Origin of the sequence: Paraburkholderia sp. BCC1884, assembly GCF_900996225.1 — a bacterium.
In the GTDB taxonomy this organism is placed as follows: Bacteria; Pseudomonadota; Gammaproteobacteria; order Burkholderiales; family Burkholderiaceae; genus Paraburkholderia.
In genome coordinates this window covers 214,741-239,541 of the sequence record NZ_CAAJGL010000079.1, presented here as the reverse complement: position 1 = coordinate 239,541, position 24,801 = coordinate 214,741, and the positions used below count along the sequence as shown (strand labels likewise).

23 protein-coding genes are annotated in these 24,801 nt (G+C 63.9%); 12 read left to right on the top strand and 11 right to left on the bottom strand.

Going from position 1 to position 24,801, the window contains the following annotated elements; all coding sequences use genetic code 11:
* The first annotated feature begins 209 nt into the window (after positions 1-209).
* Together FQ705_RS16515 and FQ705_RS16510 are read left to right on the top strand one after the other, a co-directional pair.
* Positions 210-1,163: a PRC-barrel domain-containing protein gene (locus FQ705_RS16515; RefSeq protein WP_144142903.1), complete on the top strand. Its 954-nt coding sequence runs from the start codon at positions 210-212 to the stop codon at positions 1,161-1,163.
* The gene (locus FQ705_RS16510; protein WP_144142901.1) at positions 1,160-2,422 is read left to right on the top strand and encodes an MFS transporter; all 1,263 of its coding nucleotides are present in this window, start codon (positions 1,160-1,162) and stop codon (positions 2,420-2,422) included. Before FQ705_RS16515 ends, FQ705_RS16510 begins: the two co-directional genes overlap by 4 nt.
* Before the next feature lie 93 nt (positions 2,423-2,515).
* On the opposite strand, the gene FQ705_RS16505 is transcribed toward FQ705_RS16510, so the two are convergent.
* The 3 genes from FQ705_RS16505 to FQ705_RS16495 form a co-directional block, all read right to left on the bottom strand.
* Positions 2,516-3,097: a copper-binding protein gene (locus FQ705_RS16505; protein WP_144142899.1), complete on the bottom strand. Its 582-nt coding sequence runs from the start codon at positions 3,095-3,097 to the stop codon at positions 2,516-2,518.
* Between the two features lie 304 nt (positions 3,098-3,401).
* Positions 3,402-4,751, bottom strand: coding sequence for an MFS transporter (locus FQ705_RS16500; protein WP_144142897.1), 1,350 nt, complete (start codon positions 4,749-4,751; stop codon positions 3,402-3,404).
* Positions 4,752-4,825: 74 nt separating this feature from the next.
* Positions 4,826-5,998, bottom strand: coding sequence for a M20 aminoacylase family protein (locus FQ705_RS16495; RefSeq protein ID WP_144142895.1), 1,173 nt, complete (start codon positions 5,996-5,998; stop codon positions 4,826-4,828).
* A gap of 117 nt (positions 5,999-6,115) precedes the next feature.
* Between FQ705_RS16495 and FQ705_RS16490 the strand changes: the two genes are divergently transcribed.
* Entirely contained in the window at positions 6,116-7,066 is a 951-nt protein-coding gene (locus FQ705_RS16490) for a LysR family transcriptional regulator (RefSeq protein WP_144142893.1), read from the top strand.
* 13 nt (positions 7,067-7,079) lie between these two features.
* On the opposite strand, the gene FQ705_RS16485 is transcribed toward FQ705_RS16490, so the two are convergent.
* Positions 7,080-8,513, bottom strand: a complete 1,434-nt coding sequence (locus FQ705_RS16485) for an aldehyde dehydrogenase family protein (RefSeq protein ID WP_144142891.1) — start codon at positions 8,511-8,513, stop codon at positions 7,080-7,082.
* A 192-nt stretch (positions 8,514-8,705) separates the two neighbouring features.
* Here FQ705_RS16485 and FQ705_RS16480 point away from each other — a divergent pair, with 192 nt between their 5' ends.
* The gene (locus FQ705_RS16480) at positions 8,706-9,077 is read left to right on the top strand and encodes a cupin domain-containing protein (RefSeq protein WP_144142889.1); all 372 of its coding nucleotides are present in this window, start codon (positions 8,706-8,708) and stop codon (positions 9,075-9,077) included.
* 136 nt (positions 9,078-9,213) lie between these two features.
* Here the strand turns inward: FQ705_RS16480 and FQ705_RS16475 are convergent, their stop codons facing one another.
* The 3 genes from FQ705_RS16475 to FQ705_RS16465 all read right to left on the bottom strand — a co-directional run bounded on the left by FQ705_RS16475 (position 9,214) and on the right by FQ705_RS16465 (position 13,515).
* A complete protein-coding gene (locus tag FQ705_RS16475) occupies positions 9,214-10,605 on the bottom strand; it encodes an NAD(P)/FAD-dependent oxidoreductase (RefSeq protein WP_144142887.1) in 1,392 nt (463 codons plus the stop codon).
* A gap of 75 nt (positions 10,606-10,680) precedes the next feature.
* Complete coding sequence (locus FQ705_RS16470) at positions 10,681-12,273, bottom strand: purine-cytosine permease family protein (RefSeq protein ID WP_144142885.1); 1,593 nt, start codon at positions 12,271-12,273, stop codon at positions 10,681-10,683.
* Between the two features lie 270 nt (positions 12,274-12,543).
* Positions 12,544-13,515 carry a LysR family transcriptional regulator gene (locus FQ705_RS16465; protein WP_144142883.1) on the bottom strand — a complete coding sequence of 324 codons (972 nt, stop codon included), beginning with the start codon at positions 13,513-13,515 and terminating at the stop codon, positions 12,544-12,546.
* A 112-nt stretch (positions 13,516-13,627) separates the two neighbouring features.
* On the opposite strand from FQ705_RS16465, the gene FQ705_RS16460 reads away from it, so the two are divergent.
* From FQ705_RS16460 to FQ705_RS16430, 7 genes are all read left to right on the top strand, one after another.
* Entirely contained in the window at positions 13,628-14,989 is a 1,362-nt protein-coding gene (locus FQ705_RS16460; protein ID WP_144142881.1) for an NAD(P)/FAD-dependent oxidoreductase, read from the top strand.
* Positions 14,990-15,178: 189 nt separating this feature from the next.
* Entirely contained in the window at positions 15,179-15,436 is a 258-nt protein-coding gene (locus FQ705_RS16455; protein WP_144142879.1) for a hypothetical protein, read from the top strand.
* A 172-nt stretch (positions 15,437-15,608) separates the two neighbouring features.
* The gene (gene irlR, locus FQ705_RS16450) at positions 15,609-16,292 is read left to right on the top strand and encodes a heavy metal response regulator transcription factor IrlR (RefSeq protein WP_144142877.1); all 684 of its coding nucleotides are present in this window, start codon (positions 15,609-15,611) and stop codon (positions 16,290-16,292) included.
* On the top strand, positions 16,289-17,752 hold the full coding sequence (locus tag FQ705_RS16445; protein WP_144142875.1) for a heavy metal sensor histidine kinase: 1,464 nt from the start codon (positions 16,289-16,291) through the stop codon (positions 17,750-17,752). The genes irlR and FQ705_RS16445 overlap by 4 nt, the downstream gene beginning before the upstream one ends.
* A gap of 117 nt (positions 17,753-17,869) precedes the next feature.
* Positions 17,870-18,142, top strand: coding sequence for a DUF4148 domain-containing protein (locus FQ705_RS16440; RefSeq protein ID WP_144142873.1), 273 nt, complete (start codon positions 17,870-17,872; stop codon positions 18,140-18,142).
* A gap of 62 nt (positions 18,143-18,204) precedes the next feature.
* Entirely contained in the window at positions 18,205-18,831 is a 627-nt protein-coding gene (locus FQ705_RS16435) for a carbonic anhydrase (RefSeq protein WP_144142871.1), read from the top strand.
* 73 nt (positions 18,832-18,904) lie between these two features.
* On the top strand, positions 18,905-20,398 hold the full coding sequence (locus tag FQ705_RS16430) for a SulP family inorganic anion transporter (protein WP_144142869.1): 1,494 nt from the start codon (positions 18,905-18,907) through the stop codon (positions 20,396-20,398).
* A 33-nt stretch (positions 20,399-20,431) separates the two neighbouring features.
* Here FQ705_RS16430 and FQ705_RS16425 read toward each other — a convergent pair whose 3' ends face one another.
* Positions 20,432-21,325: a LysR family transcriptional regulator ArgP gene (locus tag FQ705_RS16425; RefSeq protein WP_144142867.1), complete on the bottom strand. Its 894-nt coding sequence runs from the start codon at positions 21,323-21,325 to the stop codon at positions 20,432-20,434.
* A gap of 97 nt (positions 21,326-21,422) precedes the next feature.
* Between FQ705_RS16425 and FQ705_RS16420 the strand changes: the two genes are divergently transcribed.
* Positions 21,423-22,058, top strand: a complete 636-nt coding sequence (locus tag FQ705_RS16420) for a LysE/ArgO family amino acid transporter (RefSeq protein WP_144142865.1) — start codon at positions 21,423-21,425, stop codon at positions 22,056-22,058.
* Positions 22,059-22,089: 31 nt separating this feature from the next.
* On the opposite strand, the gene FQ705_RS16415 is transcribed toward FQ705_RS16420, so the two are convergent.
* The 3 genes from FQ705_RS16415 to FQ705_RS16405 are packed head-to-tail and all read right to left on the bottom strand — an operon-like array spanning position 22,090 to position 24,770.
* On the bottom strand, positions 22,090-23,037 hold the full coding sequence (locus tag FQ705_RS16415; protein ID WP_144143550.1) for a hypothetical protein: 948 nt from the start codon (positions 23,035-23,037) through the stop codon (positions 22,090-22,092).
* A complete protein-coding gene (locus FQ705_RS16410; RefSeq protein ID WP_144142863.1) occupies positions 23,030-24,526 on the bottom strand; it encodes a D-alanine--poly(phosphoribitol) ligase in 1,497 nt (498 codons plus the stop codon). Before FQ705_RS16410 ends, FQ705_RS16415 begins: the two co-directional genes overlap by 8 nt.
* Positions 24,527-24,533: 7 nt before the next feature.
* Positions 24,534-24,770: an acyl carrier protein gene (locus FQ705_RS16405; protein ID WP_144142861.1), complete on the bottom strand. Its 237-nt coding sequence runs from the start codon at positions 24,768-24,770 to the stop codon at positions 24,534-24,536.
* Between the last annotated feature and the right edge of the window lie 31 nt (positions 24,771-24,801).

Below are 24,801 nucleotides of genomic sequence, written 5' to 3'. Positions count from 1 at the left end.
CGTATCGGGTTTATCGAAACCGCCGCTCGCGCCTGGAATCTGAGCGCCGCACTCACGGTGCGCGGCATGAACCCTGCTTGGGCCGTACCTGTCAGAACGCCTGCAAAACCGGTCCAGCGGTGCCTCGCGGGTTACACTCTGGCCCGTTACCTGTCTCAATCGCGGCGGCCCATCGCGCCCGTCCGCACTGGCCCATGGAGTCCTTCTTGATGAGCGGCGGTTTTTCGCGTCCTGCCTGGCGTCTGCTGATTCTTGCTGTCTTCGCGTTATTCGCGCTGTCCGGTTGCAGCCTGCTGTGGGGCCCGCAGCAGGCGCCGATCGTCGACGCCACGGTCATGCCGGTCGAGCCCGCGAGCGCGCCGGTGGCCGCCTCCGAGCCCGAGCCGGTCGAAACCGAAGCCGTCGAACCCGAGCAGCCGCGCAGGCCGAAGAAGCCGGTCGTCAAGCCGCACAAGGTCGAGCCGCCGCCGCCCGTGGTCGCGCCCGCTCCGCCGCCGCCCCCCCCGCCTCCGCTGATCGTGCTGCGTACGATCGAGCGCTCCGAGGCGCGCGCGCTACTCGACAGCGAAGTGCAGAAAGCGGACGGCAAAGTCGTCGGCCGGGCCGTGGACCTGATCGCGGACGCCGGCGGCAAACCGCGTGAGATGGTGGTGAATCTGCAAGGATTCCTCGGTGTCGGCGACCGCAAGGTGAACTTCCCGTGGAGCGCCTTCCGCTTCACGCCGACGGCCAAGGCCGCGCCCATTACGCTCAACGCGGCCGCGATTCCGCCGAATACGGCCAAATCCGCTGCCGTGCAATTGCCGTTGATCGACGCCACGGTCGAACGCTCGAACGGCGCGAAGATCGGCCGCGTGATCGACGTGCTGATCGACGCCAACGCGCAACCGCAAGCCGTCGTGCTCGACGTCAACGGGATCGTCAGCACGGAGCGGCGCACGATTGCCGCGAACTGGTCGGCGCTGCGCTTCGTCACGAAAGACAAGGAACTGCATCCGCAAATCGATTTGACCGACGCGCAGATCAACGCCACGCCGCCGTACGCCAACGACAAGCCGATTCGCGCAGTCTCGCCCGCGCCGCCACCCGCTGCGGCTCCCGCGCCCGCTGCGGCTGCGCCTGCCACGGTGAGCGCGGTCTCCAACGCACGGGCGGCCCGATGACAGGCCGCACTCTGGTAACCGCGCGCAGTCTGCGTGCGCTCGACTGGCTGAATTTCTTCGTCGCGAATGTGCAGACGGGGTTCGGGCCGTTCATCGCGTCGTATCTCGCCTCGCATAAGTGGACTCAGGGGGAGATCGGCATGGCGCTCTCCGTGGGCACCATCAGTGCGATGGTGAGCCAGGTGCCGGGCGGCGCCGCGGTGGATGCCTTGCGCAACAAGAAAGGCGCGGCGGCATGGGCGATCATCGCGATCATCCTGAGCGCGGTATTGCTGGCCGTGAGCCCGACGGTGCTGCCGGTGATCGCGGCCGAGGTGTTCCACGGCTTTGCGAGCTGCATGCTGACACCCGCCCTGGCGGCGATTTCGTTCGCGCTGGTGGGTCGGGCGAATCTCGGCGACCGGCTGGGGCGCAATGCGCGTTGGGCCTCGATTGGCAGCGCGGTGGCGGCTGGGTTGATGGGGGTTTTCGGCGAGTACTATTCACCGCGCGCCGTGTTCTGGCTGACGGCCGCGCTCGCGGTGCCCGCGCTGTTTGCGCTGATGTCGATCCAGCGCACCGACACGGTCGAGTTACCGAAGGCCGGCCCGACGCCGCAGCAGATCGAACGGCGCGAGAGTTTGCGCGAGTTGCTGCGCGACCGGCGGATGCTGTTGTTCGCGGCGTGCATCGTGCTGTTCCATTTGTCGAATGCGGCGATGCTCAATCTGGCCGCGGGTGAAGTCACGGCCGGCATGGGTGACAACGTGCAGCTCGTGATCGCGGCATGCATCATCGTGCCGCAGGCGATCGTGGCAATGATGTCGCCGTGGGTCGGACGCTCCGCCGAGCGCTGGGGACGTCGGCCGATTCTGTTGCTGGGGTTTTCCGCGTTGCCCATTCGCGCGTTGCTGTTTGCCGGGATCAGCAGCCCGTATTTGCTGGTGCCGGTGCAGATGCTCGACGGGTTGAGCGCCGCCGTTTTTGGGGTGATGTTGCCGCTGATCGCCGCGGATGTCGCCGGGGGTAAAGGACGCTACAACCTCTGTATCGGGTTGTTCGGGTTGGCAGCCGGGATTGGGGCGACGTTGAGCACCACCGCTGCCGGCTTCGTAGCCGATCACTTCGGCAATGCGGTTAGCTTTTTTGGGCTGGCCGCCGCGGGGGCTCTGGCTGTCCTGCTCGTATGGGCGGCCATGCCGGAGACTCGCGATGCTGCCGAGGCAGAGGCGAAGGCGAAGGCGTCGGTCGGCGATGGCGGGAAGTCGGCGGCGAGGTAGCGGTCGTTGCTGTCTGGTAGTTGCCACCTGGGCGGCCTTACTGGCCGCTTCGGCAGCATCCAGAAATCGCCCGTCTCTTAACGGGCGAGACCGTTACTTCACCTCGTCGCCATTGCGCAGGACAGAAGCGGCTGCAGCCGCGATGAAAACAGCCTTGACCGAGTCACCGACCTTGAGGTTAGTCAGCGAGACGTCGGGGACCACATCGAAGGTCTCTGTCCGGCTCGGCCCGCGCAATGTGACCTTGCGATGCTTGCGGTCGATTTTTTGCACCGTCGCGATGACCTCGACCCGTCGCGCGGTCGAGACCACCCCGCCAGAGGCGGGATGGGTGACCTCCGTTTCCACTCGCTCACGAATGCCCTTCGAGGCGACCTTATCCGCACTGATGAGGATGGCGTTCTTGTAAGCGATGTCGACCGTGTCGCCCACGCGCAGCTTTTTGACGTCGGCGACATCGGGATCGACTTCCATCACCGCAACATTCCCACGGGGACCGCGCAACGTGACGGTGTTGGTGTCCGCATCGATCTTGATGACGTGCGCCTGGACGTGCAGAAACACGCCGCCCCCCACCACCTGCTGGGCCTGCGCCTGCGAGGCTTCCTGCGCGCTCGCGGGCACCGCGACAGCGAAGCCCAGCATCACCGTGAAAGCAGCGGCAATCGTGTTCATGGTCCCAATACTGTACGCACGCGACATGTGATTTCTCCTCGTGAAAGACGGGTTGTTCAGAATAGGTACGGGCTACCGGGTGCGAAAGCAGGCTGACGCGGCACGTTGCTCCGGCCAAAAGAAACCCGGTGCACCGTTTTGCCGGTCTTCCAGTGGAGTCCGATCACTTCCCAGCCGGTCTTCTTATAGTAGCCGTTCACGAAGACAGGGATTTCCAACTGACGCATGGCCAATGCGCGCCTGCTTGGGGCACCGCCTATCCAAATCCAGCAGGTAAGGCGCGGCACGCGCCCCCAAACAACCCTCAACCAATATCCCTCCCGGCAGTCTCCCGAATAAACGGCAACGGCAACAACGACACAACCCCACACCCGATCAAATACCACGCCGGCGCAAGATTACTGCCCGAAACCTGAATCAACCACGTCGCAAAGAACTGCGCAAACCCACCAAAGATCGACACGCCGAGACAATAAACAATCGACATCCCGGTCGCCCGAATCTGCCGCGGAAACATCTCGGGCAGCATGACGATATTAGGCACGGCGGTAAACGCGACGAGCACAGCCAGCCCCGCCACCACGGTCAACAAAACCGGCACGGTAGGCGCAGCATTAATCGCCATAAACGCGGGATAAACCGCCACGATCAGCAGCACTCTGGACACCCCCAACACGCGCTTGCGCCCGACCCGATCGGACAACGCCCCAGCGAATGGAGAACACACGACGGTCACCGCGGCAGCCGTCCAGGCAGCCCATAACGCCGACGACATCGGCAGATGCAAAATCCTGATCGCATAAGTGGAGAGATAGAACAGCACGATATAGTTCGCAGCCGTGCCTCCGATGGTCGTCAGAACACCGGTAGTAATCACCCGCGCATGATCGCGAAAAATCTGCCGGACAGGCATTGAGGCCGCCGCCTCGCCAACCCCACCCGCAGTATCCTCGACCCCAGGCAACGTCTCATTCAGATGCCGCCGGATATAAATCCCAATCGGTCCCATCGCCATACCGATCACGAACGGCACACGCCATCCCCAGCTTTCCAGCGCCGAAGTCGACAGCGCCGCCGCCAAGGCGACGCCCAGCAACGACCCGCAGACCGTATTCAACCCCTGGCTCACGAACTGCCAGCTTCCATAGAAGCCACGCGTTTTATCGCTGCCGTACTCCAGCAGCAGTGAAGTCGACGCCCCAATCTCCCCACCCAACGCAAAACCCTGAATCAGACGCGCAAGTATCACCAGCATCGGCGCGGCAAGTCCGATCGCCGCATACGTCGGCGCAAACGCGATGATCCCCGAGCCTAGTGTCATCAACCACAGCGTCAGACTCATCGCCGCCTTGCGCCCCGCGCGGTCGGCATACGCGCCAAGCACGATGCCGCCCACCGGCCGCATGATGAAGCCCACGCCGAACGTGCCCACCGCCAGCATCAACTGCGCAAGCTGCCCTTCCACCGGAAAGTACAGCTTGCCGATGATCGTGGCGAAAAAACTGTAGATCGTGAAATCGAAAAACTCGAGACCGTTGCCGAGCGTGATCGCGGCAATCGCCTTGGCGTGGCTGGCCCGTTTCACGGGCGGCGCCATGCTCTCGAGCGTCGACGTCTCGGGGCCTACGGCCTGGGGTGTGGCGGAATAGTCCATCTGTGTCTCCGTGATGTGCTTCCAGCGCAATGAAGGCGCACGCGCCTGCGTCCGCTCAAACGGTGCGCAGTGCCCTACGCAAGAAACGTCTGCGCGAGTCTCGCCCAGTAAGCCGCGCCGGTCGCGAGACAGTCGTCGTTGAAGTCGTAGCCCGGGTTGTGGACCATACAGCCACCTTCGCCGTCGCCATTGCCGATGATCAGATAACTACCGGGACAGCGCTCCAGCAAAAACGCAAAGTCTTCACTGCCGGTCAGCGGTTGCATGTCGGGAATCAGACCGTCTTCACCGAGCCAGTCGAGCGCGACCTCGCGCGCGAGCCCGGTCATCGCCGGGTCGTTGACGAGCACCGGGTAGCGGCGCTGATAGTCGACGTGTGCCCGCGCACCGAACACCGCTGCCTGAGCGCAGGCGAGCGCCGTAATGCGTTCCTGAAGATAGTCGCGCACCTCGGGCTTCAAGGCGCGCACCGACAAGCGCATCTCGGCCGTCTCCGGAATCACGTTCGGCGCTTCGCCCGCGTGGATCGCACCGACGGTGATGATCGCCATGTCGAGCGGCGCGATATTGCGTGAGACGATCGACTGCAATGCCAGCACGATTTGCGCGCACACCACCACGGGATCGATGGCCTTGTGCGGCACGGCACCGTGACCGCCGCGTCCCGTCACCGTGATGACGACCGTATCCGACGAGGCCATGAACGAGCCCGGCAAAAAACCGAACTTGCCGGTCGGAAAGCCGGGCATGTTGTGCATCGCGAATACGGCGTCGCACGGGAACGTGTCGAACAGGCCATCTTCGAGCATTTTTTTGGCGCCGGCCTGGCCTTCCTCGGCAGGCTGAAAGATCAGATTCAGCGTGCCGTCGAAGCACTTTTCCTGCGCCAGATATTTAGCCGCGGCGAGCAGCATGGCGGTGTGGCCGTCGTGGCCGCATGCGTGCATTTTGCCGGGCACCTGGCTCGCGTACGGCAAACCCGTCGTTTCATGGATCGGCAAGGCGTCCATGTCGGCGCGCAAACCGAGCTTGCGAGTGCCGTTGCCGACTTTCAACTGGCCGACCACGCCCGTCTCCCCCATGCCGCGATGCACCGTGTAGCCCCACTTCTGCAGGCTCCCGGCCACCAGGTCGCCGGTGGCGAACTCCTCGTAGGCCAACTCCGGCCGCGCATGGATGCGATGGCGCAGCGCAATCATTTCGTCTTCGAGTTCGGCGATGCCCGCCGGGATGGCCATGGTGTTCACGTGTCGTCTCCGTCTATGAAAGCGTGAACCCAGCATAACGACGCCGAATTTCCAGCGGCAGACGTAGAATCGTTGCGACAGCAACCACGGGTTGCCACGCCACCCAGGGTTTATCCGATGAAACTCCATCAGCTCAGCACGTTAGCGGCGATCGCGGATACCGGAAGTATCCGGGCTGCGGCCCGCTCGTTAGGCCTGTCGCCCGCGGCCGTGACCAAAGCGATGCGCGAACTGGAGGCCGATCTGCAGGCGCCGCTGGTGGTGCGCAGCGCCAGCGGCATCGCCTTCACCGAGTTCGGCCGCGCGCTGGTCGTGCATGCGCGCGTGGTGCTCGGGCAATTGCAACGCGCGCAGGCGGAGATCGAAGCCTTGCGCGGCGCGGCGGCCGGCAAACTGTCGATCGGCGTCACGCCGTGGGTCGCGCTGACTTTCTTGCCGCCCACCGTGCAGCGCTTTCGCTCGCGCATGCCGGAAGTCCAGCTGGAATTTTTCGAAGGCCTGCTCGCGGTCGTGCAACCGCGTCTGCGTGACGGCAGCCTGGATTTTTCGATCGGCCGGCCACCGCCCGCCTCGCCGCAATCGGAATTTCACAACGTACCGCTGTTTTCGACGCACGCCGCGGTCGTCGCGCGGCGCGATCACCCCAGGGCGGGTTGCCGCACGCTGCTCGAACTGGAAGACGCGGAATGGGTGTTGAACTGGGATCCGGCGAGCCGCGAGTCGATCTCAGACAATCTGTTTCGCAAGCGCGGCATGCGGGTGCCGCACACGATCCACCTCGCGCATTCGCTGGCGATCGTGCTGGGCCTGCTCGCGCACACCGACATGCTGAGCATCTTTCCATGGCCGCTCGCGGAAGTGACACTCGCGAAGGAGAATTTGTGGGCGTTGCCGCTGCGCGAGACGGTGGATGAAACCATCGTCAGTATCACCTCACGCCGCGGCGCGCCGACCAGTCCGGCGGCCGCGTGTTTTCTCGATTGTCTGCGTGAAGTGATCGATGAAGGGGCGCGCTCGCAAGACCCCGAGCAACGCCGCCTGTTTCATTCGATCGAGTTGCTGCTCTAGACGAGGTTCAGGCTCAACCCTCGTAGCCCACTACGCCCTTGATCTCCAGAAAGTCCTCGAGACCGAACTCGCCGTACTCGCGGCCGTTGCCCGATTGCTTGAAGCCGCCGAACGGCGCATCCGGGTTGTAGTCCGCGTAGTTCAGGTAGATCGTGCCGGTGCGCAGGCGTTTGGCGACCGCACGGGCATGCTCCAGCGAGCCGGATTGCACATAACCCGCGAGACCGTAGAGGCTGTCGTTGGCCATGGCGATGGCTTCGTCTTCGGAGTCGTACGCGAGGATCGACAGGACCGGGCCGAAGATTTCTTCACGCGCGATGGTCATGCCCGGCGTGACCTTGCCGAATACGGTCGGCTGCACGAAGTAGCCGTTTTTCAGTCCTTCCGGACGGCCGGGTCCGCCCGCCACCAGCGTCGCACCCTCTTCCACGCCGACGCCGATCAGATGCTGGATCTTGTCGAACTGCTGCTCGCTGATGACCGGACCGAGGTCGATTCCCGACGCATCGGCTGGGCCGACCTTCAGCGCCTGGGCCGCTTCCTTCGCGTAGGCCAATGCTTCGGCTTCGCGTGCGCGCGGTACGAACATGCGGGTCGGTGCATCGCACGACTGGCCGCTGTTGTCGAAACAGGCGCGCGTGCCGCGCATCACGGCTTCCTTCAGGTCGGCGTCTTCGAGAATCAGGTTGGCGGATTTGCCGCCCAGTTCCTGGTGCACGCGCTTGACCGTGTCCGCGGCCGCCTTCGCGACCTGCACCCCCGCGCGGGTCGAGCCGGTGAACGACATCATGTCGATGTCCGGATGGCGCGACATCGCTTCGCCCACCGTGCGGCCTTCGCCATTCACCAGATTGAACACGCCTGCCGGCACGCCGGCTTCGTGCAGAATTTCGGCGAAGAGGATGCCCGACAACGGCGCCAGTTCCGACGGCTTGAGCACCATCGTGCAACCCGCTGCAAGCGCAGGCGCGACCTTGGTGGTGATCTGCAAGGCCGGCCAGTTCCACGGCGTGATCAGCCCGCACACGCCGACCGCTTCTTTACGGATGAAAATGCCGTTTTTCATCGACTCGAACTCGAAGGTGTCGAGCGTGCGGATCATCGTTTCCAGATGCGCGACACCGGTCCACGCCTGCGCGTCGTTCGCGTATTGCAAGGGCGCGCCCATCTCGCGGCTGATCGCGTGGACCATGTCGTCGTAACGCTTGCGGTAGACGTCGAGGATTGCCTGCAGCAGATCGATCCGTTGCGCGACGGTGGTTTCGCTATAAGCCGCAAACGCACGCTTCGCGGCCGCGACGGCGCGCCCGACATCCGCTTCGCTGCCGAGCGAAATCTGCGCGAACGCACTCGCCGTGGACGGATCGATCACATCGAGCGTGGCGGCGTGCGCATCGGCCGGATCGACCCATTGGCCGTCGATGTAAAACTGCTTGGTATGTTGCATGAGCTTGTCCTTTACACGAACGTTTCAGGTCAGATGCCGGGCTTCGATTCGCACCGGCGGCGGCATCGCCTGCCTTACATCGACGCCGCTCAATCTGAATGTCTTTAAATCGAAATTCATCGCTACGCAGCTTTGGCTCAGACTCCGGTTCTGTTTCGATGCGTCATCGAACCAATCACCCAGGAGAGACACATGAGCACCATCACTTTCACCCGCATCGACGCTAAAGGCCCTGGCGCATCCGGTTTGAACCCGGCCCTGCACGATCCGGCCGACGTCATTCTAGACGGCGCCAAAGCACCCCACGCGCTGAACGCCTACTCCGACGCGACCAACATGCTGTCCGCCGGCGTCTGGCAATGCGACGCCGGCACGCTGCAACTGGCCGACCTGCCGATCGCCGAAGTCTGCGTGCTGATCGAAGGCGAAGTCGTGATCACCAGCGAAGACGGCCGCAGCGAACGCTATGCAGCCGGCGACGCCTTCGTCCTGCACAAGGGCTTCTCGGGCACGTGGCATATGCCGGTGGCGACCAAGAAGTACAGCGTCGTGTACTGCGGTTGATGCTTGCTGCGCCGCTGCGCTGCTGCACTGGAAACCGCACCCGCCAAGGTGCGGTTTTTTTATTCAGGCGGCAATTTAAAAAAATCAGCTTCGAATCTACCTGCGCGACGACGGCGCGAACGCCGTCGTCGATCGGTCACATCGGGAAACCCAGCGCCTTGATCGAGTTGATCCACAGACGCCGCCAGCCGCCGCGATCATCGGCGCCGTCGAAGGCGTTGAAGGTGATCTTCGCGGCGATCCAGCGGACCGGTTCAGGCGGAATGTACGACGGCCCCTTGCGCGAAATATCGAGCGAGGTGATCACGGTGTCGCGATTCCACAGCATGTCGAGGCCCATCTTCGCGCCGAAGCGGCTGCCCGCCACGCCGAAGCCCGTATAACCCGCGACGAACACGCTCTTGCCGCCGTGATAGCGGCGCGCGAATACGGCACCGCGCGAGCAGTAGTCGATCGGGCCGCCCCATGCGTGCGTGAAGCGCACGTCGTCTAACTGCGGGAAGGTCCGATAGAACGCTTCAGCGAGCTTGTAGTACGTGCTTTCGTCGCGATCGGCAGCGGGGTTCGGATCGCCGCCGAAGTGATAGCTCACGCGCCCGCCGAAGATGATGCGGTTGTCTTTGGTAAGCCGGAAATAATTGAGCTGCGTGCGCGTGTCGTAAATGCCCTGACGATTTTGCCAGCCGATGCGCGCCATCTGCTCCTCGCTCAACGGCGCGGTCGCGATGATGTGATCGCGCACCTGCATGACGCGGCGCTTGATGTCGGTCACGCCGACATCCGCCGTACCGGTGCCGAGCAGTACGCGCGGCGTTTCGACGCTGCCCGACTGGGTATGCACCACCATCGTCGCGCCACGGTCTTCGAGACGCGTGAGCGGCGAATGCTCGTGCAGACGCACGCCGAGCTTCAGCGCCGCGGCCTTCAATCCCCACGCGAGCTTCGCCGGATGAATCGTGCCGCTGCGATTGCGCGACCACATCGCCCCTGCGAACAGCGGCGAGTCGAGTTGTCCGCGCGCGCCCTCGCTATCGAGCAGCACCACGTCGTGGCCGTGCTCCTTGTGCAGTTCGTAATCGCCCTTCAGATGGCCGAGGTGAGCGGGGTCGACTGCCACCGTCATCTCGCCGTTCCATTCGACATCGGCCTCGATGCCGTAGCGCGTCAACGAGGCCTTGAAGCCGTCGAGATTCTCCTGGCCCAGCTTTTCGAGCACATCGAGGTCTTGTGGGAAGACGCGCGTCGCGTTCGGCAGCCCGTGCATGACCGAGGTCGAGATGATGCCGCCCGGCCGGCCCGATGCGCCGTAGGCCACCTTGCCCGCCTCGATCAGCACCACGTCGAGCGACGGATCGGCTTCTTTCGCCTGAATCGCCGCCCACAATCCGGTAAAGCCGCCGCCGACCACGACCAGACCGGCCGAGGTCGGTCCGATCAATTCCCGTTCGACAGCCGGCGCGCGCGGATTGTCCAGCCAGAACGGAAACAGCTTCACCCCTTCGAACGCGCGCTTTACTGACTCGCTCATCTTGTTTGCCTGCCTGACTTGAATGCCATTGCCTGTACTTTGTATTTCACGATTCGTTGCACGTCGAGCTGCGCGTTAACCTGCGTCCTGCGTGTCGAGCGCCGCTTCGCGCTCATGCACCGGCTGGACCATGGTTTGCGGTTGCGCCACAGCCCTAAGCTTAGTCGCCGGTACCACGGGATGCACGATGACATTCGCCTGCGCCCCGCTGCGCAGCCAGCGGCGGCCACGCGGGCCATACACGCCGGCTGGTTCCGGGAAGCACTGCAGCAGAGCGACGTACAACGTGCAAGCCAGCGTCAGCGAAACCGGCATGCTGATGTCGAGGCCACCCGCGAGTTCGCCGAGCGGACCGACGAACTGATCCGGCAGATTGACGAAGCACAAGCCGATCGCCGCGCTCGGCAGCCACGCGCCCATTGCGCGCCAGTTCCAGCCATGCGTGAACCAGTAGTGACCGCCACGGCCGCCGCGATTGAACACCTGCAGATCGTCGGACAGGTAGTAGCCCCGCCGCGTGACGAAACCGATGATCATGATCATCATCCACGGGCAGCTGCACGTGTTGATCAGCACCGAGAAGGTCGACACGCTCTCCACCAGGTTGAACGCGAAACGGCCGAGGAAAATGAAGCCAATCGCGAGGCAGCCGATCAGCAGCGTGGCACGCACGCGGTTCAGCAGCCTGGGGAACATGCTCGACATGTCGAGCCCCGTGCCGTACAGCGCGGTCGTGCCCGTGGACATCCCGCCGATGATCGCGATCAGGCACACCGGCAGGAAGAACCAGTTCGGCGAGATCGCGAGCAGGCCGCCCACATAGTTGTTCGAGGCGATGAAATCCGGCGCCCTGGTGGCGATGATCGTCGCGGTAGCAAGGCCGAAGAAGAACGGCACGAAGGTCGCCACTTGCGCGATCATCACCGCGAGCATGGTGCGTTTTTTCGGCGTGTCCTGCGGAATATAGCGGGCCCAGTCGCCGAGTGTCGAGGCGAACGAAACCGGATTGCTCATCGCAACCAGCACGGCGCTTACGAACGCCGGCCAGAATCCTACCGAGCCGAGCGCGACCTTGCCGGCATAAGCGCTGTTGAACGGACCGGCGAACGCGGCGATGCCGACCGCGAACATCAGGCTCGCGGCCCACACGGCGATCTTGTTGACCCACAGCATGAAGCGGAAACCGTAAATGCAGACGGTGAGCACCAGTACCGCGAAAACGCCGTAAGCGAGGCTCAGCGTCATCCAGTTGACCGGCAGGCCGAGCAGATGATTCGCGCCGCCCACCAGCGCGTCGCCGGAACTCCACACGGCTAGCGAGAAGAACGCGACCGAAGTCAGCAGAGCGAGAAACGAGCCGACGATCCGCCCGTGAATGCCGAAATGCGCGCCCGACGAAACCGGATCGCTCGTGCCGTTGCGCGGGCCGAACAGACTCATCGGCGCAAGAATGCACGAGCCGATCAGCACGCCGAGCACGATCGAATAGACCCCTGCTTTGAACGACAGACCGAGTAGCACTGGAAAACTGCCCAGCACCGAGGTCGAAAAGGTGTTGCAGCCGCCGAACAGCAGGCGGAACAGATCGATCGGCCGCGCGTAGCGCGAGCGATCCGGAATGCGTTCGAAACCGAATGTTTCGACTTGAGTGATGCTGTTGCTGCTCATTGTCTCCGACTCCTGTTACGGCCAGGTCAATCACGATGGCTCGCCACGGGGATGCGGCGTCCACTTTTCTCTGATGTCCTGGACGCCACTGTAAAGACAATCGGCGCCGGCAAAAATATCGACCCTCCAACCTTTACTTCGATTCCGGGCGATGTAAGACAGAAGGCTTGCCAGATAAGGCTTTGCGCGACAGCTGAAGGGTCCAGGCGGGACCCGGCGAGGGTACTGGAGCGCGCAAACGTGGAAACAAATCGCGAGAATCGACGCCCTTTAGCCGCCGGCCGCCCCGCGGGTCTGGCGGCGGCGCTTCGCCGCGGCGACAGCCGGTAGCGGGACCGGCACCGCGCCCGACATGCCGTGTTCGATCAGAAAATCGCGAAACAGACCGGCGACGTGCGGCAGGCGCTTATCGGAAACATGCATCACGTACCAGTCGCGTTCGATCGGATTGGCGGGCAACGGCAGCAACGCCAGCAACCCCGCCTGAAATTCCAGCGAACAGGCATGCAGCGATAAAAACGCGATCCCCAGGCCGGCTTCCACCAACTGCTTGATCGCCTCGTTGCTCGACAACTCGGAGCCGATATGAAGCTTCAGCCCCGCTAGACGAAACAGATTCTCCACCGTCGAACGCGTGCCCGAACCGCGTTCCCGGACGAACAGATTCGCGCTGTGCAGATCGTCGAGCGACAGGCGTTTTTTCTTCATCAACGCATGCGCGGGCGAGGCGACGAACGCCATGGGATGTTTGGCGAATGCCGTTGCCACGGTGCGTAATTCGCGCGGCGCGCTGCCCATCACCGCGAGATCGATCTCGTGCGTAGCCAGCATGCGGATGATGTCGGCGCGGTTGCCGACTTTGAATTGCACCTTCACCTGGGGACGCGATTCGGTGAAGCGCACCAGAAACGGCGGGATCAGATACTCGGCGGTGGTGATCGCGCCGATGCGCAAGGTGCCGCCCTGCTCGCCTTGCAGCGCAGCGAGGTCGTCGGCCGCGCCGTTCCAGAGATCGAGAATTTCCAGCGCGTAGCGCGCGAGGATTTCGCCGGCGGCAGTGAGTTGCACGCCTCGTCCGACTCGCTGCAGTAACGGCGCACCCGCCGACTCTTCGAGCAGCCGCACCTGCAACGACACCGCAGGCTGCGTCAGACGCAATTCTTCCGCGGCACGCGACACACTACCGAGCTTCGCCACCGTATGCAGCGCCTTCAACTGACGAAACGTGGCTGCTTTTAGCATAAGTAAAAACCTATATGTCTCGTATAAACATTAAATTGTGCTGCGGTTTCCGCCGATTCTATACTGGCCCGACAGATGAGCCGGCAAGAACAACTTCAGGAGGACGCGGATCATGGACGCAAGAGCTACACCGGCAGCTACAGCTACGCCGCAGGATGCGCAGCATCGGATCGTGATCGTCGGCGGCGGCGTGGGCGGTCTCGGACTGGCGACCCGTCTGTCCGAATCGCTCGGGCGCACGGGTCGCGCGCAGATCGTGCTGGTCGATCGCTGGCCCACGCACTTCTGGAAGCCGCTGCTGCATGAAGCGGCCTCCGGTCAGATCGATCCCGCCACGCATCAACTGCAATATGCCGTGCAGGCGCAGCGGCATGGCTTCGAATTCGAACAGGGTGAGCTGGCCGCGCTCGATCGCGCGAACCGGGTCGTCACACTGAACGCGCTTCACGAGGCCGACGGTCGCGAGATCCTGCCGGCAAGGCAGATCGCTTTCGATACGCTCGTATTGGCGATGGGCAGCGTCACGCATTATTTCGGCGTGCCCGGCGCGGCCGATCATGCATTGCCGCTCGAGTCAGTTGCGCACGCCGAAGCGTTTCGTCGCAAACTGCTCGACGCCTGTCAGCGGGCCAGCCATGCGCGCCGTATGCGAACACGGCAAGCGGACGTGCCCGTGTCGGTCAATATCATCGGAGCGGGCGCAACGGGTGTGGAACTCGCCGCTGCGGTGCGCGACACGGTGCGTTTGCTGAACCGCTATAGCCCATTTTCGCTCGATCCGGTGCGCGACTTTCACATCCGCCTGATCGAAAGCGGCGAGCGTGTTCTGCCGGCCCTGTCCGAAACCATTTCGGCACGCGCACGACGCATGCTCGACAATCTCGGCGTCGAAGTATTGAGCGGCACGCGCGTGACCGAAGTGCGCGCCGATGCCGTGCTCACCAGCGCGACCGAACCGTTGCCGGGCGACATCGCAATCTGGACTGCGGGCATCGCGGGACCGCCCGTACTGCGCACGCTCGACGGCATCGCGGTGAATCGCAACGCGCAGGTCCAGGTCGATCGCACCCTGCAATGTACAAACGATGCAAACGTGTTCGGCCTCGGCGATTGCGCCGCCTGCCCAGCCGACCAGGCGGGCGCGTTTCTCGCACCGCGTGCGCAGGTCGCGCATCAGCAGGCGTTGTTTCTGGCGCGCGCGCTGAAGTGCCGGGTGGCGGGACAACCGCTGCCGGAGTTCGTGTATCGCGACGCCGGCACACTGGTCGGCTTTGGCCGCGAAGGCACCATCGGCAATCTGGGCAGCAGCTGGCTCAGGCAACCGCTATTCGTCGACGGCTGGTTTGCCACCGCCATCTACAAGCTCATCTACCGCCGTCACGTCATGACACTGACCGGGTTCGCACGCATGGCGATCGATACGGCGAGCCACTGGTTGCGCCGTCGCGTGCATCCGGTGATCCGCCTGCATTGAGGCCGCAAGGGTCGATCGGCGCCCGACGGCATCGCATGCCGGCCGGGCGCCGGCCGCTGATTGCATGACAGAAATGTCATGCGGCGCTCACGGAGAAATCGGCAACGCGTGCATACCATGGATCGCACGACCTCCCATTGAAGCCCTATGCAGCGTGCCCGACTGATCCAGCGTCTCGTGAGACCCCGCATGCTCCGTATCATGGCGCTTGCCGAGTGTTCGCACGCAAGCGAATTCGCCTCCCTGATGGGCGCTTTGACGGTCATCGTCATCGGCTCGCTGGCATTCTGGTTAAGTCAGCCAGCCGGCCTTTTCGCGCAAAGACCGCCCGCTGTGCTGCCCGATTATCTGTCTCTTTCCTCGCATGGCATGCCCCTGCACCTTGCTCACGTCGCTTGCTACCACGTCGATTGCCCCAACGGATGTACTGCGCCTCAACGCAACTGATTTCCTCGCCCCGCCACCCTTCCTTCCTGGCTCGCCCGCCCCTTCATCCCAAAAAAACCATCCACTTTGACCGTGGTATAAGTTTCCCATACGTTCAGTACACCGTTTTAATTGCGCGGATGGCGACACGTCCTCCTCTGCATCGGTGTGGGCGTCACCAGGAGAAAGAGCCATGCGCATCCTGATCGTCGAAGACGAAGTCAAAACCGGCACTTACATTCGAAAAGGGTTGACGGAAGCGGGCCTGGTCGTCGACTGGGTGGACGACGGCGTAACCGGCCAGCACCTGGCCATCACGGAAGATTACGACCTGCTGATCCTCGACGTGATGTTGCCGGGACAGGACGGCTGGACTGTACTGAAGAACCTGCGCCGTACGCATTCCACGCCGGTCCTGTTGTTGACCGCGCGTGACGATGTAGACGACAAGGTGCGGGGCCTCGAAATGGGCGGCGACGACTACCTCGTCAAACCTTTCGATTTCGCCGAGCTACTCGCGCGTGTCAGATCGCTCCTGCGGCGCGGCCACGCGCGCGAAACATCGATGCTTCAGGTGTCGGACCTGATCCTGGACCTGACGCGACGTAAAGCAACTCGCCAGGGCGACACCATTCTGCTGACCGCCAAGGAATTCTCCCTGCTATGGCTCCTGATGCGCCGTCACGGTGAAATCCTGTCGCGCCCGGCTATCGCATCGCAAGTCTGGGACATGAATTTCGACAGCGACACCAACGTTGTCGACGCCGCGATCCGTCGTGTGCGCGCGAAGGTCGACGACCACTACGAGCCCAAACTGATCCATACGGTGCGAGGTATGGGATATGTACTCGAAGACCGCGGTCCACCACACCTATGACACCACGCTGGCTGACCGCCCTTCACGCACGAGCAAAACGAGGCGAGCCAAAAACGCGCACGACGCTCCTGCCGCACACGCTACGGGCCAGGCTGTCGATTCTCTTCGCCATCTCGACCTGGTTGCTACTGGTTTTCAACGGCGTTCTGCTTTATCACGGTCTGCGAACGCGTATCGAAACCACCTCGACGCGTGAGATGAGCGCGACGCTCGCCGCCCTGCAATCGCGTCTGCAAACCATGGACGGAACCGCCGCCGTCACGGCAGAACGCGAGACCTGGCGCAACCATCTGTACGGCCATCAGAATCTGGACATCGCGTTATTCGACGAGCGTGGCGAGCGGCTCTTCCAAACCGATGGCTATTCATCCAACGAGGCAGCGATTTCGGTCCGCGCCGGTGCCTTTCCCCCTCCGGCTGCCGTTGCGGTGACGGGCAAACCGCTACGGTTCATGGTGGCCATGGCGCCGCTCGGCGACGAGCCCCGCACGCAGGTACGCGTCGTGGTGCAATACGACGTCAGCGCTGAGCAATCGCTGCTACATGCCTATGCGCTGAACGTGCTGTTCGTGATCGTCATCGGTACCGCGATCAACGCCTTGCTCGCCTGGTGCATCGTGCATCTGGGGTTGTTGCCGCTCGGCCGTCTTACCGCGCGCGCCGAACAGATCTCGAGTAACCGGCTAGCCCAGCCCTTGCCGGAGCGCGACATGCCGGGCGAGCTCAAGGAGTTGAGCCGCGCATTCAATCGCATGCTGGCGCGTCTGCATGAATCGTTCACCCGTCTCACGGGGTTCTCGTCCGATCTCGCTCACGACATCCGCACCCCACTCACCAACCTGCTGGCCGAAGCGCAAGTGGCGCTCTCGCAACCGCGTTCTGCCGATGAATACCGTACCGTCATCGAGTCGAGCGTCGACGAGTTTCATAGACTGTCGCGTCTGATCGACAGCATCCTGTTCATCGCGCGGACCGATAGCGCGCAACGCCGCCTGAATCTGCAGCGAATCGATGCGCGCACCGAAGCGCTGCGTATCGCGGGATACTACGAAATCATGGCGGCGGACGCCGGCGTCGAAATCAACGTAACCGGCAATGCCCGCTTCGCAGGCGATGCACTGCTGATCCAGCGGGCGTTGAGCAATCTGATGTCGAACGCACTGAGCCACGCACCGCGCGGCAGTACGGTCGAACTGGTTTGTGCGGAGGAGGAACACTACGCTCATCTGTCTGTTTCCGACAGCGGCGCCGGCATCGCGCAACTCCATCTGGCGCGAATCTTCGACCGCTTCTATCGTGTGGATCCGGCACGCCACAACTCGGCCGCCGGAGCCGGACTCGGCCTCGCCATCGTCAAATCGATCATGGACGAACACCATGGCGAATGCAGCGTCGAGAGCGTGCCGCATCGGCGTACCACGTTCCATCTGCATTTTCCCAGACACGCTCGCATGGTTTGAACCCTCTGCTGTATGACAGAACTATCACGCTGATCTCACCCTCTTCTCATGCCTCCTGTTCACAATGGAACTGTCGGATAAAGATGATTCGGCATCCCAATCAAACAGGAGAAGCAGATGAAAACCTATCCCCTAGCAATCGCCGCCATAGCGCTAAGCATACTGTCCACGTCCGCGTTGGCCGAGGCCAATCCACGCTACCCGGCCGAGGCCGCCCAGCCCCAGCAGCAAGGCAAAACGCGCGCGCAGGTTCGTGCTGAATTGCTGGAGGCGCGCCGCCACGGCTGGATACCCACCAGCGAGGCCGACTATCCGCCGAGCCAGCAGACGATCGATATCAACAAGGCCCGCCACGCGATCGTGGAGCGGTATTGGGCCGCCAACCAATAACAACGATTCGACGACAAGAGGCCTTCCCATCCACGCGCACGTCGCATTCGGGACATTCACGCATGACCTACCCCAAACGCATGCTGGTCGAAAACCTCGCCTGGTCCGACGAGATCGCTCAGCGCGATCCAACCTATTTCAAGCGTCTCGCCGACCGGCAGCAGCCTCGTGTCTTATGGATCGGCTGCTCGGATAGCCGTGTGCCGGAAGCCATCGCGCGCGTCATGCCCGGCGAAGTATTCGTACATCGCAACATCGCGAACCTCGTTTCCGATGACGACGACAGCCTCGCGAGCGTGCTCGAATACGCGCTGGTCGTTCTGGGCGTGGAGGACGTCATCGTCTGCGGTCATCACTGCTGCGGCGGCGTTCGCGCCGCGTTGCTGCCGCCCGACGGCGCCCTGCCGCACGTGAACCGGCGCATCGGTGGAATTCGCCGGCTCGGCGCGCTGCATCGCACCGAACTGCTCAGATTGCCGAGCTTCGAAGCACGCGCCGACAGGCTTGCGGAGCTCAACGTGCTGGCTCAGGTCGATGCGCTTCACCGCTTGCCTCTGATTCAACAGGCCCGGCATCCGATCCGGATTCACGGCTGGATCTTCTCGCTGATCGACGGCCGTCTGAAGGCCTTGACCGAGCCGCACTGGATATCGCATCGCCTTCGCGACACCGAGGAAGCCGTCGGCTGATCCTCACTGGCGCGTGCGTCCGACGCACGCTTTTCCTGCCCCGTGTTCATCCTGTAAGGAGCCCCGCCTCGTCATGACGCAATCCAACTCCGCGCCGCCGGACCCGTCGCCCGTTGCCGACGCCGGCACCGCCACGTGGCGCGCCGATCTGTTCGCCGGTGTCACCGTCTTCCTGATCGCCCTGCCGCTCTGCCTGGGGATTGCTTCCGCCTCCGGCGTCGCGCCGTTCGCGGGCATTCTCGCGGGTGTGATCGGCGGTCTCGTGGTGGGCCTGCTGAGCGGTTCGCCACTGAGCGTCAGCGGTCCGGCGGCGGGCCTGGTCGTGATCGTGATGCAGGGGCTTGCGACGCTCGGCAGCTTTTCCACCTTCCTCAGCGCGCTCATGCTGGCAGGCGCGCTGCAATTCGCATTCGGTCTGCTGCGTGCGGGACGCTTCGCCGCCTACGTGCCCGTGCCGGTGATCAATGGCATGCTGGCATCGATCGGCATCCTGCTCATCCAGAACCAGTTGCCGGTGGCAGCGGGCCTCGCGGACGGCGACACGAACCTCGCCATACCTTTGCTCGCGCTCGCCTCGCTCGGCATTCTCGCGGTGTGGCACCGGCCGGCACTGCGCCGCTTCAGCCTCGTGCGCGCGATTCCGGCGCCGCTTGCCGTCGTGCTGCTCGGTATTGCTGTCGTGGCATTGGCGGAGCGCCTCGCGCCCGGCTACGCCATCCCATCCGCCCATCGCGTTGCAATGCCCTCGTTGGGATCGTGGGATGCGATTTTCGGTGCGCTCGCGTTTCCGGATTTTGCCGCGTGGACCGACCCGGCGGTCTGGCGGGTTGCCGCAGTGATTGCGCTCGTCGCCAGTCTGGAAACGTTGCTGAGCCTCGAAGCGCTCGAGCAGATCGATCCCGCGCATCGCAAGGCGTTGCCCGATCGCGAGTTGAAGGCGCAAGGCGTCGGCAACCTGCTCGCAGGTCTGATCGGCGCGCTGCCGATCACCGCGGTCATCGTGCGCAGCGCGGCCAATGTGCACGCGGGCGGCCGCACGCGACTCTCATGCGTCACCCACGGCATCATCCTGCTGGTCGCAACGTTCGCGCTGAGCGGTGTCATCGACATGATTCCACTCGCCAGTCTCGCCGCGATCCTGATCTATACCGGCTACAAACTCGCAAGTCCGCAGCTCTTTGTCTCGATGAACAAGGCCGGCATCGCTCAGTTCGCGCCCTTCCTCGTCACGATTGGCGGCGTGTTGCTCACCGACTTGCTGATCGGCATCGCAATCGGTTTCGGGCTGAGCGTGTTGATCGCGATGGAGCGCAACTTGCGCCGCGTGTTGAGTTTCACGTGCGACGGCGATCACTATCTGCTGACCATCCGCAAGAGCGCGACCTTTTTCTGCACGCCGCAGTTGAAGCGCTATCTCGGACAGGTTCCCGCCGGCGCCACGCTGATACTCGATGCCACCCACGCCGATCATATCGATCACGACGTACGGCAAGTGGTCGACCGCTTTACGGCAGGAGCCGCGGCGAGCGGCGTGCGGATCGACATCAAGCACTGGCCGGCAAGCTGATGCCGCGTCGAGCACGCGAGCCGTCCACGCGGCTCAATCGAGAAACTGCGCCGCGCGCTTGCGCAACACGGCGCCGAAGTCGTCGAGCCAACCGATCGACAGGCGCCAACTCTGCCAGTAGAGATCGACATCGATCGGCTTACCCGGCGCCATGTCGACCAACTCGCCGCTGGCAAGATGCGTGCTGACCATGCGCTCGGGGCACATACCCCAGCCAAGCCCGGTCGCGCAGGCGCGTAAGAAACCGGCGACGTGCGGAATCCAGTGCAAAGGCGGATCGAGCTCGGCTCGCGTGATACGGCGCATGAAACGCTTTTGCAGCTGATCTTTCGGATTGAAGTCGACGCACGGCGTGCGCCGCAAGCTTTCGCGCGTGACGCCGTCGATGAAATACCGGTCGTAAAAGGCCGGCGAGCAGACCGCCAGATAACGCATGCGTCCAAGGCGTGTGGAACGGCAGCCTTGCACCGGCTCGGCCTGCGTGGTCACCGCGCCTTGCACGCTGCCGTCGCGAATCAGTTGCGCGGTGTGATCCTGATCGTCGACCACCAGATCGAGCAACATTTCCCGTTCGACGCAGAACGGCGCCACCGCGTCGATGAACCAGGTGCCGACGCTATCGTCGTTGACCGCCACACGCAAGGCGGGCCATGGTTCGACCAGCGCGCCGGGCAAGGCCGGCAGGCGGCCGGTCAGCTCCGCCTCGAGCAATTGCACGCGCTCGGTGTGGCGGCACAGCAGCGCGCCCGAGGTGGTCGCGACACAGGGCTGGCCGCGCTTGACCAGCACGCTGCCCACCCGCTCCTCCAGCAATTTGACCCGCTGCGAGACCGCGGACGGCGTGACGTTCAGCTCGTTCGCCGCGCGGTCGAACGAGCCGTGGCGCACCACCGCGGCGAGCGCGTCGAGCAACGCATAATCCAGCATTAGCGTTCCTTAATCGGCGTTAAGTAAATTAGCTTCTCTTATGAGATGCGAACCCGCAGACTAGCCCTGTTCGCCTCACCCGTCTACTGGATCGATTATGAACTGGCTGTCTTTTTCCCACGGCGCCGCCCTGTGCGCATCGCTGATCGTCACGATCGGCGCCCAGAATGCCTTCGTGCTGCGTCAAGGGATCATGCGCTCGCACATCGGCAAGATCGTCGCGCTGTGCGCGATTTCGGACTTCATTCTGATCGGCGCGGGGGTGGGGGGCGCCTCGGTGCTGGTGGAGCGCTATCCGGTGTTCGTGCACGCCATGCTGTACGTCGGGCTCGCCTATCTGGCGTGGTTCGGCATCAACGCCTTGCGTCGCGCCGTGCGGCCCGGGCATGCGGTACTGGACACGACGGCGGACGGCAGTGCATCAGGCACGACCGCCGCGCCCGCGCAACGCGCCATGCCGATCGTGCTGATGACGCTCGCCTTCACGTGGCTCAATCCGCACGTGTATCTGGACACCTTCCTGCTGATCGGCACCGCCGGTGCACGCGAGCCGCAAGGTGCGCGGGTCGCCTTCGCACTCGGTGCGATGGCGGTGAGCGGGGTCTGGTTCGTCGGTCTGGGATATGGCGCACGCGCGTTGGCGCCGCTGTTTCGGCGGGCCACCGCGTGGCGCGTGCTGGATGGCGCGATCGGCAGCATGGTGCTGTTGCTCGCGGTGACGCAACTGCGTTGAAGGGCGGCAAGCGCCCTGCCCACGCGTAAGGTTACTTTTGCCCTTGCTGTTGCTGCAGGCTCAGCAACTCCTGCACTAACTGCGCCGATACGTAATGCGGACCATCGAACAGATAGGTCCGGTAACCACGATAGGCGCGCAACTGGGGCTCGAGCTCGGCCGCCGTGGCCGGGCGGAACACGCCACCCGGCGCGGGCCGGAACGCTTCGGCGATGATCCTCACGCGGTCTTTGCCGAGGCGCTGCACCAGGGCATCCGCGTAACCGCGCGCAGCCGCCGGGCCACGTGCATAGACGCCGCAACCGTCCTGTAGAAAGACGCCGACATCCTTCGGCAGCCAACCGTCCAGCCACGCGGCGAGCGCCGCGCCACCGATATTCGAGTTGTCGTAGACGCTGATCCACAGCGGTCGCGGCAATTGATCGAGCAGCAAGCCGAGCTTCGCGGCGTCCTGCCAGGTCGGGTCCACTTCCACGGGAAAGTAATAGCCATCGACGCGAACCGGTGGCCGCACGGCCGCCAGTTGCTTCGACTGCGCGATCAGTTGCGCCACTTGCGCGCGCGCCGTGGCCTCATCGAAACGCCCTGCCAATCCAACGATCACGTTGCGCGCCCACGGCTCACCGGCGACGCGCGTCCAGTCCGGTTGACGCTCCGACGTTTGCAGACCGGTGCTCGCCGGATCGTTGCCCGCCAGAAACGCAGTGCCGTCCACCGCTGTCCACTGCACCAGCAGATCGGTCACGCCGAGCCGGTTCCAGTCGCCCTGTGGATTGGTATGGTCGGTATCGACCTGCCACACGACGCCCTGCGCGAGCGCGCCAGGGTCGCCTGAACCAGGCGCCGAACAGGCGCTCAGGAAGGCCGCGCATACGCCCGCGGCGAGCAGCGCCCGTCGGCGTGGCGAACACGGTGCGGCGACGGCTACGCCCGTCGCGGACGCTGTCCGGGGTTGGCGCGAATCGAGCGGATCACGCATTGGCCGGCCGCTGTGCGTTGAGATGAGCGTCACGGTAATCCTGTGCAAGTTGCACGCGATCGATCTTGAAGTTGACCGACACCGGCAAGGCGCGGCACGCGAGCAATTCAGACGGAATCATATACGGTGGCAGGCGTGCGCCGAGCAGCGTCTTCCAGTCGTGCAGCACGTCGGGTAGACGGCGATCGTCGCTGCCGGTGGCGACGAACGCGACAAACGCGACGATCCGCGCCACCGACCCGTCCGGCCGGCGCAACGGCACCGCCGCCGCGCTCGCCACGCCGGGCAGCGCGCGCAACGCCGCATCGATCTCCATCAGTTCGATGCGATAGCCGCCCACCTTTATCTGGTCGTCCATGCGGCCGTGGCAGAACAGCAGCCCGTCGCCTTCGAGCGCGCCGAGATCGCCCGTGCGAAACGCGCGCTGGCCGTGGTGCGTGAACATGCGTGCCGCGTTCAGGTCGTCGCGATTCAGATAGCCGCGCATCACGTGCGCGCCGGCGATACACAACTCGCCCGCCTCGACGAATACTTCGGCGTCGCGCTTCGCGTGGCCGATCGGCAGGCGCGCATGCTGGGCGAGCACCGCATCGTCCACGACGATCCACGTGGTCGCCACCGTCGCCTCGGTCGGCCCATACGTATTGATGATGCGCGCCGCTGGAAAGCGCTGGCGCAATTGCCGCGCGAGCGCGAGCGGCAACACTTCGCCGCAGAACAGGAAGGTTCTGAGCGCCGGCAAGCCCGCTTGCGAGAACTGCGGGTTGAGCAACTGCTGTTGCGCAAACGACGGTGTCGACACCCACGTCGTCACGCCGTGGTGTTCGAGCGTCGCCAGCAACGCCGCGCCCTGCGCGGTCAGCGCACGCGACGCGAGCACGACCGTGCCGCCCGAAGCAAGCGTGCCGAATACCTCGTACATCGACAGATCGAAGCTGAACGGCGCCTGATTCAGGAACACCGGCGCGTCGCCGAGGGCGAAATCCGCCGCCATCCATGCGGCGAGCGCGGCCACGCTCTCGCGGCCGATCTGCACGCCCTTGGGCTCGCCGGTCGTGCCCGATGTGAACAGCACGTAGGCGAGGTTTTTCTCGCGCAACGGTTGCGCCGGCGGCTCGTTCGAGTTCGGCTGCGCGCCGCCATTCAGATTGACGAAGCGGTCGTGCTGCGCGTCGAAGTAGATCTGCGCGCCGAGCGTCGTCGCGATACGGCGCATGCGCTCTTCCGGATAGATCGTATCGACCGGCACGAACGGCGCGCCGAGCAACAACGCGCCGGTCATCGCGACGAAAAACGCCGCTTCCTTGTGGCCGCGCACGATCACCGGCACGTCGGTGCCAAAGCCTTGCTCGCGCGCCCGTTCGGCCCACGCTTGCGCCTCGGCCGCCAGTTCGTGCCAGTGCAACGCGCGATCGGCACCGATCACCGCCCATGCGTCGGCACGCACATCGGTTTCGACGAAGCGGCCCGCGCTCAGATCGAATCGCATGGTGCGCCTAGCGATTGGCCGCGATGAACGCGGCGAGCGCATCCACCGAGGTGAGATGTTCGGCGATCTCGGTCGGCGGAATCCGCACGCCGAATTGCATCTCGACGCCCATCACGATTTCGACGGCCAGCACCGAATCGACGAGTCCCGTTTCAAGCAGCAGTTCATCGCCCTGCACCGGGCGCAGTACCACGGATTCCACCAGCGACGCGACCTCGGCGTGCAGCGTTTCGTTTTGAGTCATTGTGTTGAGTCCTTGCGCAAACGTCGTTCGA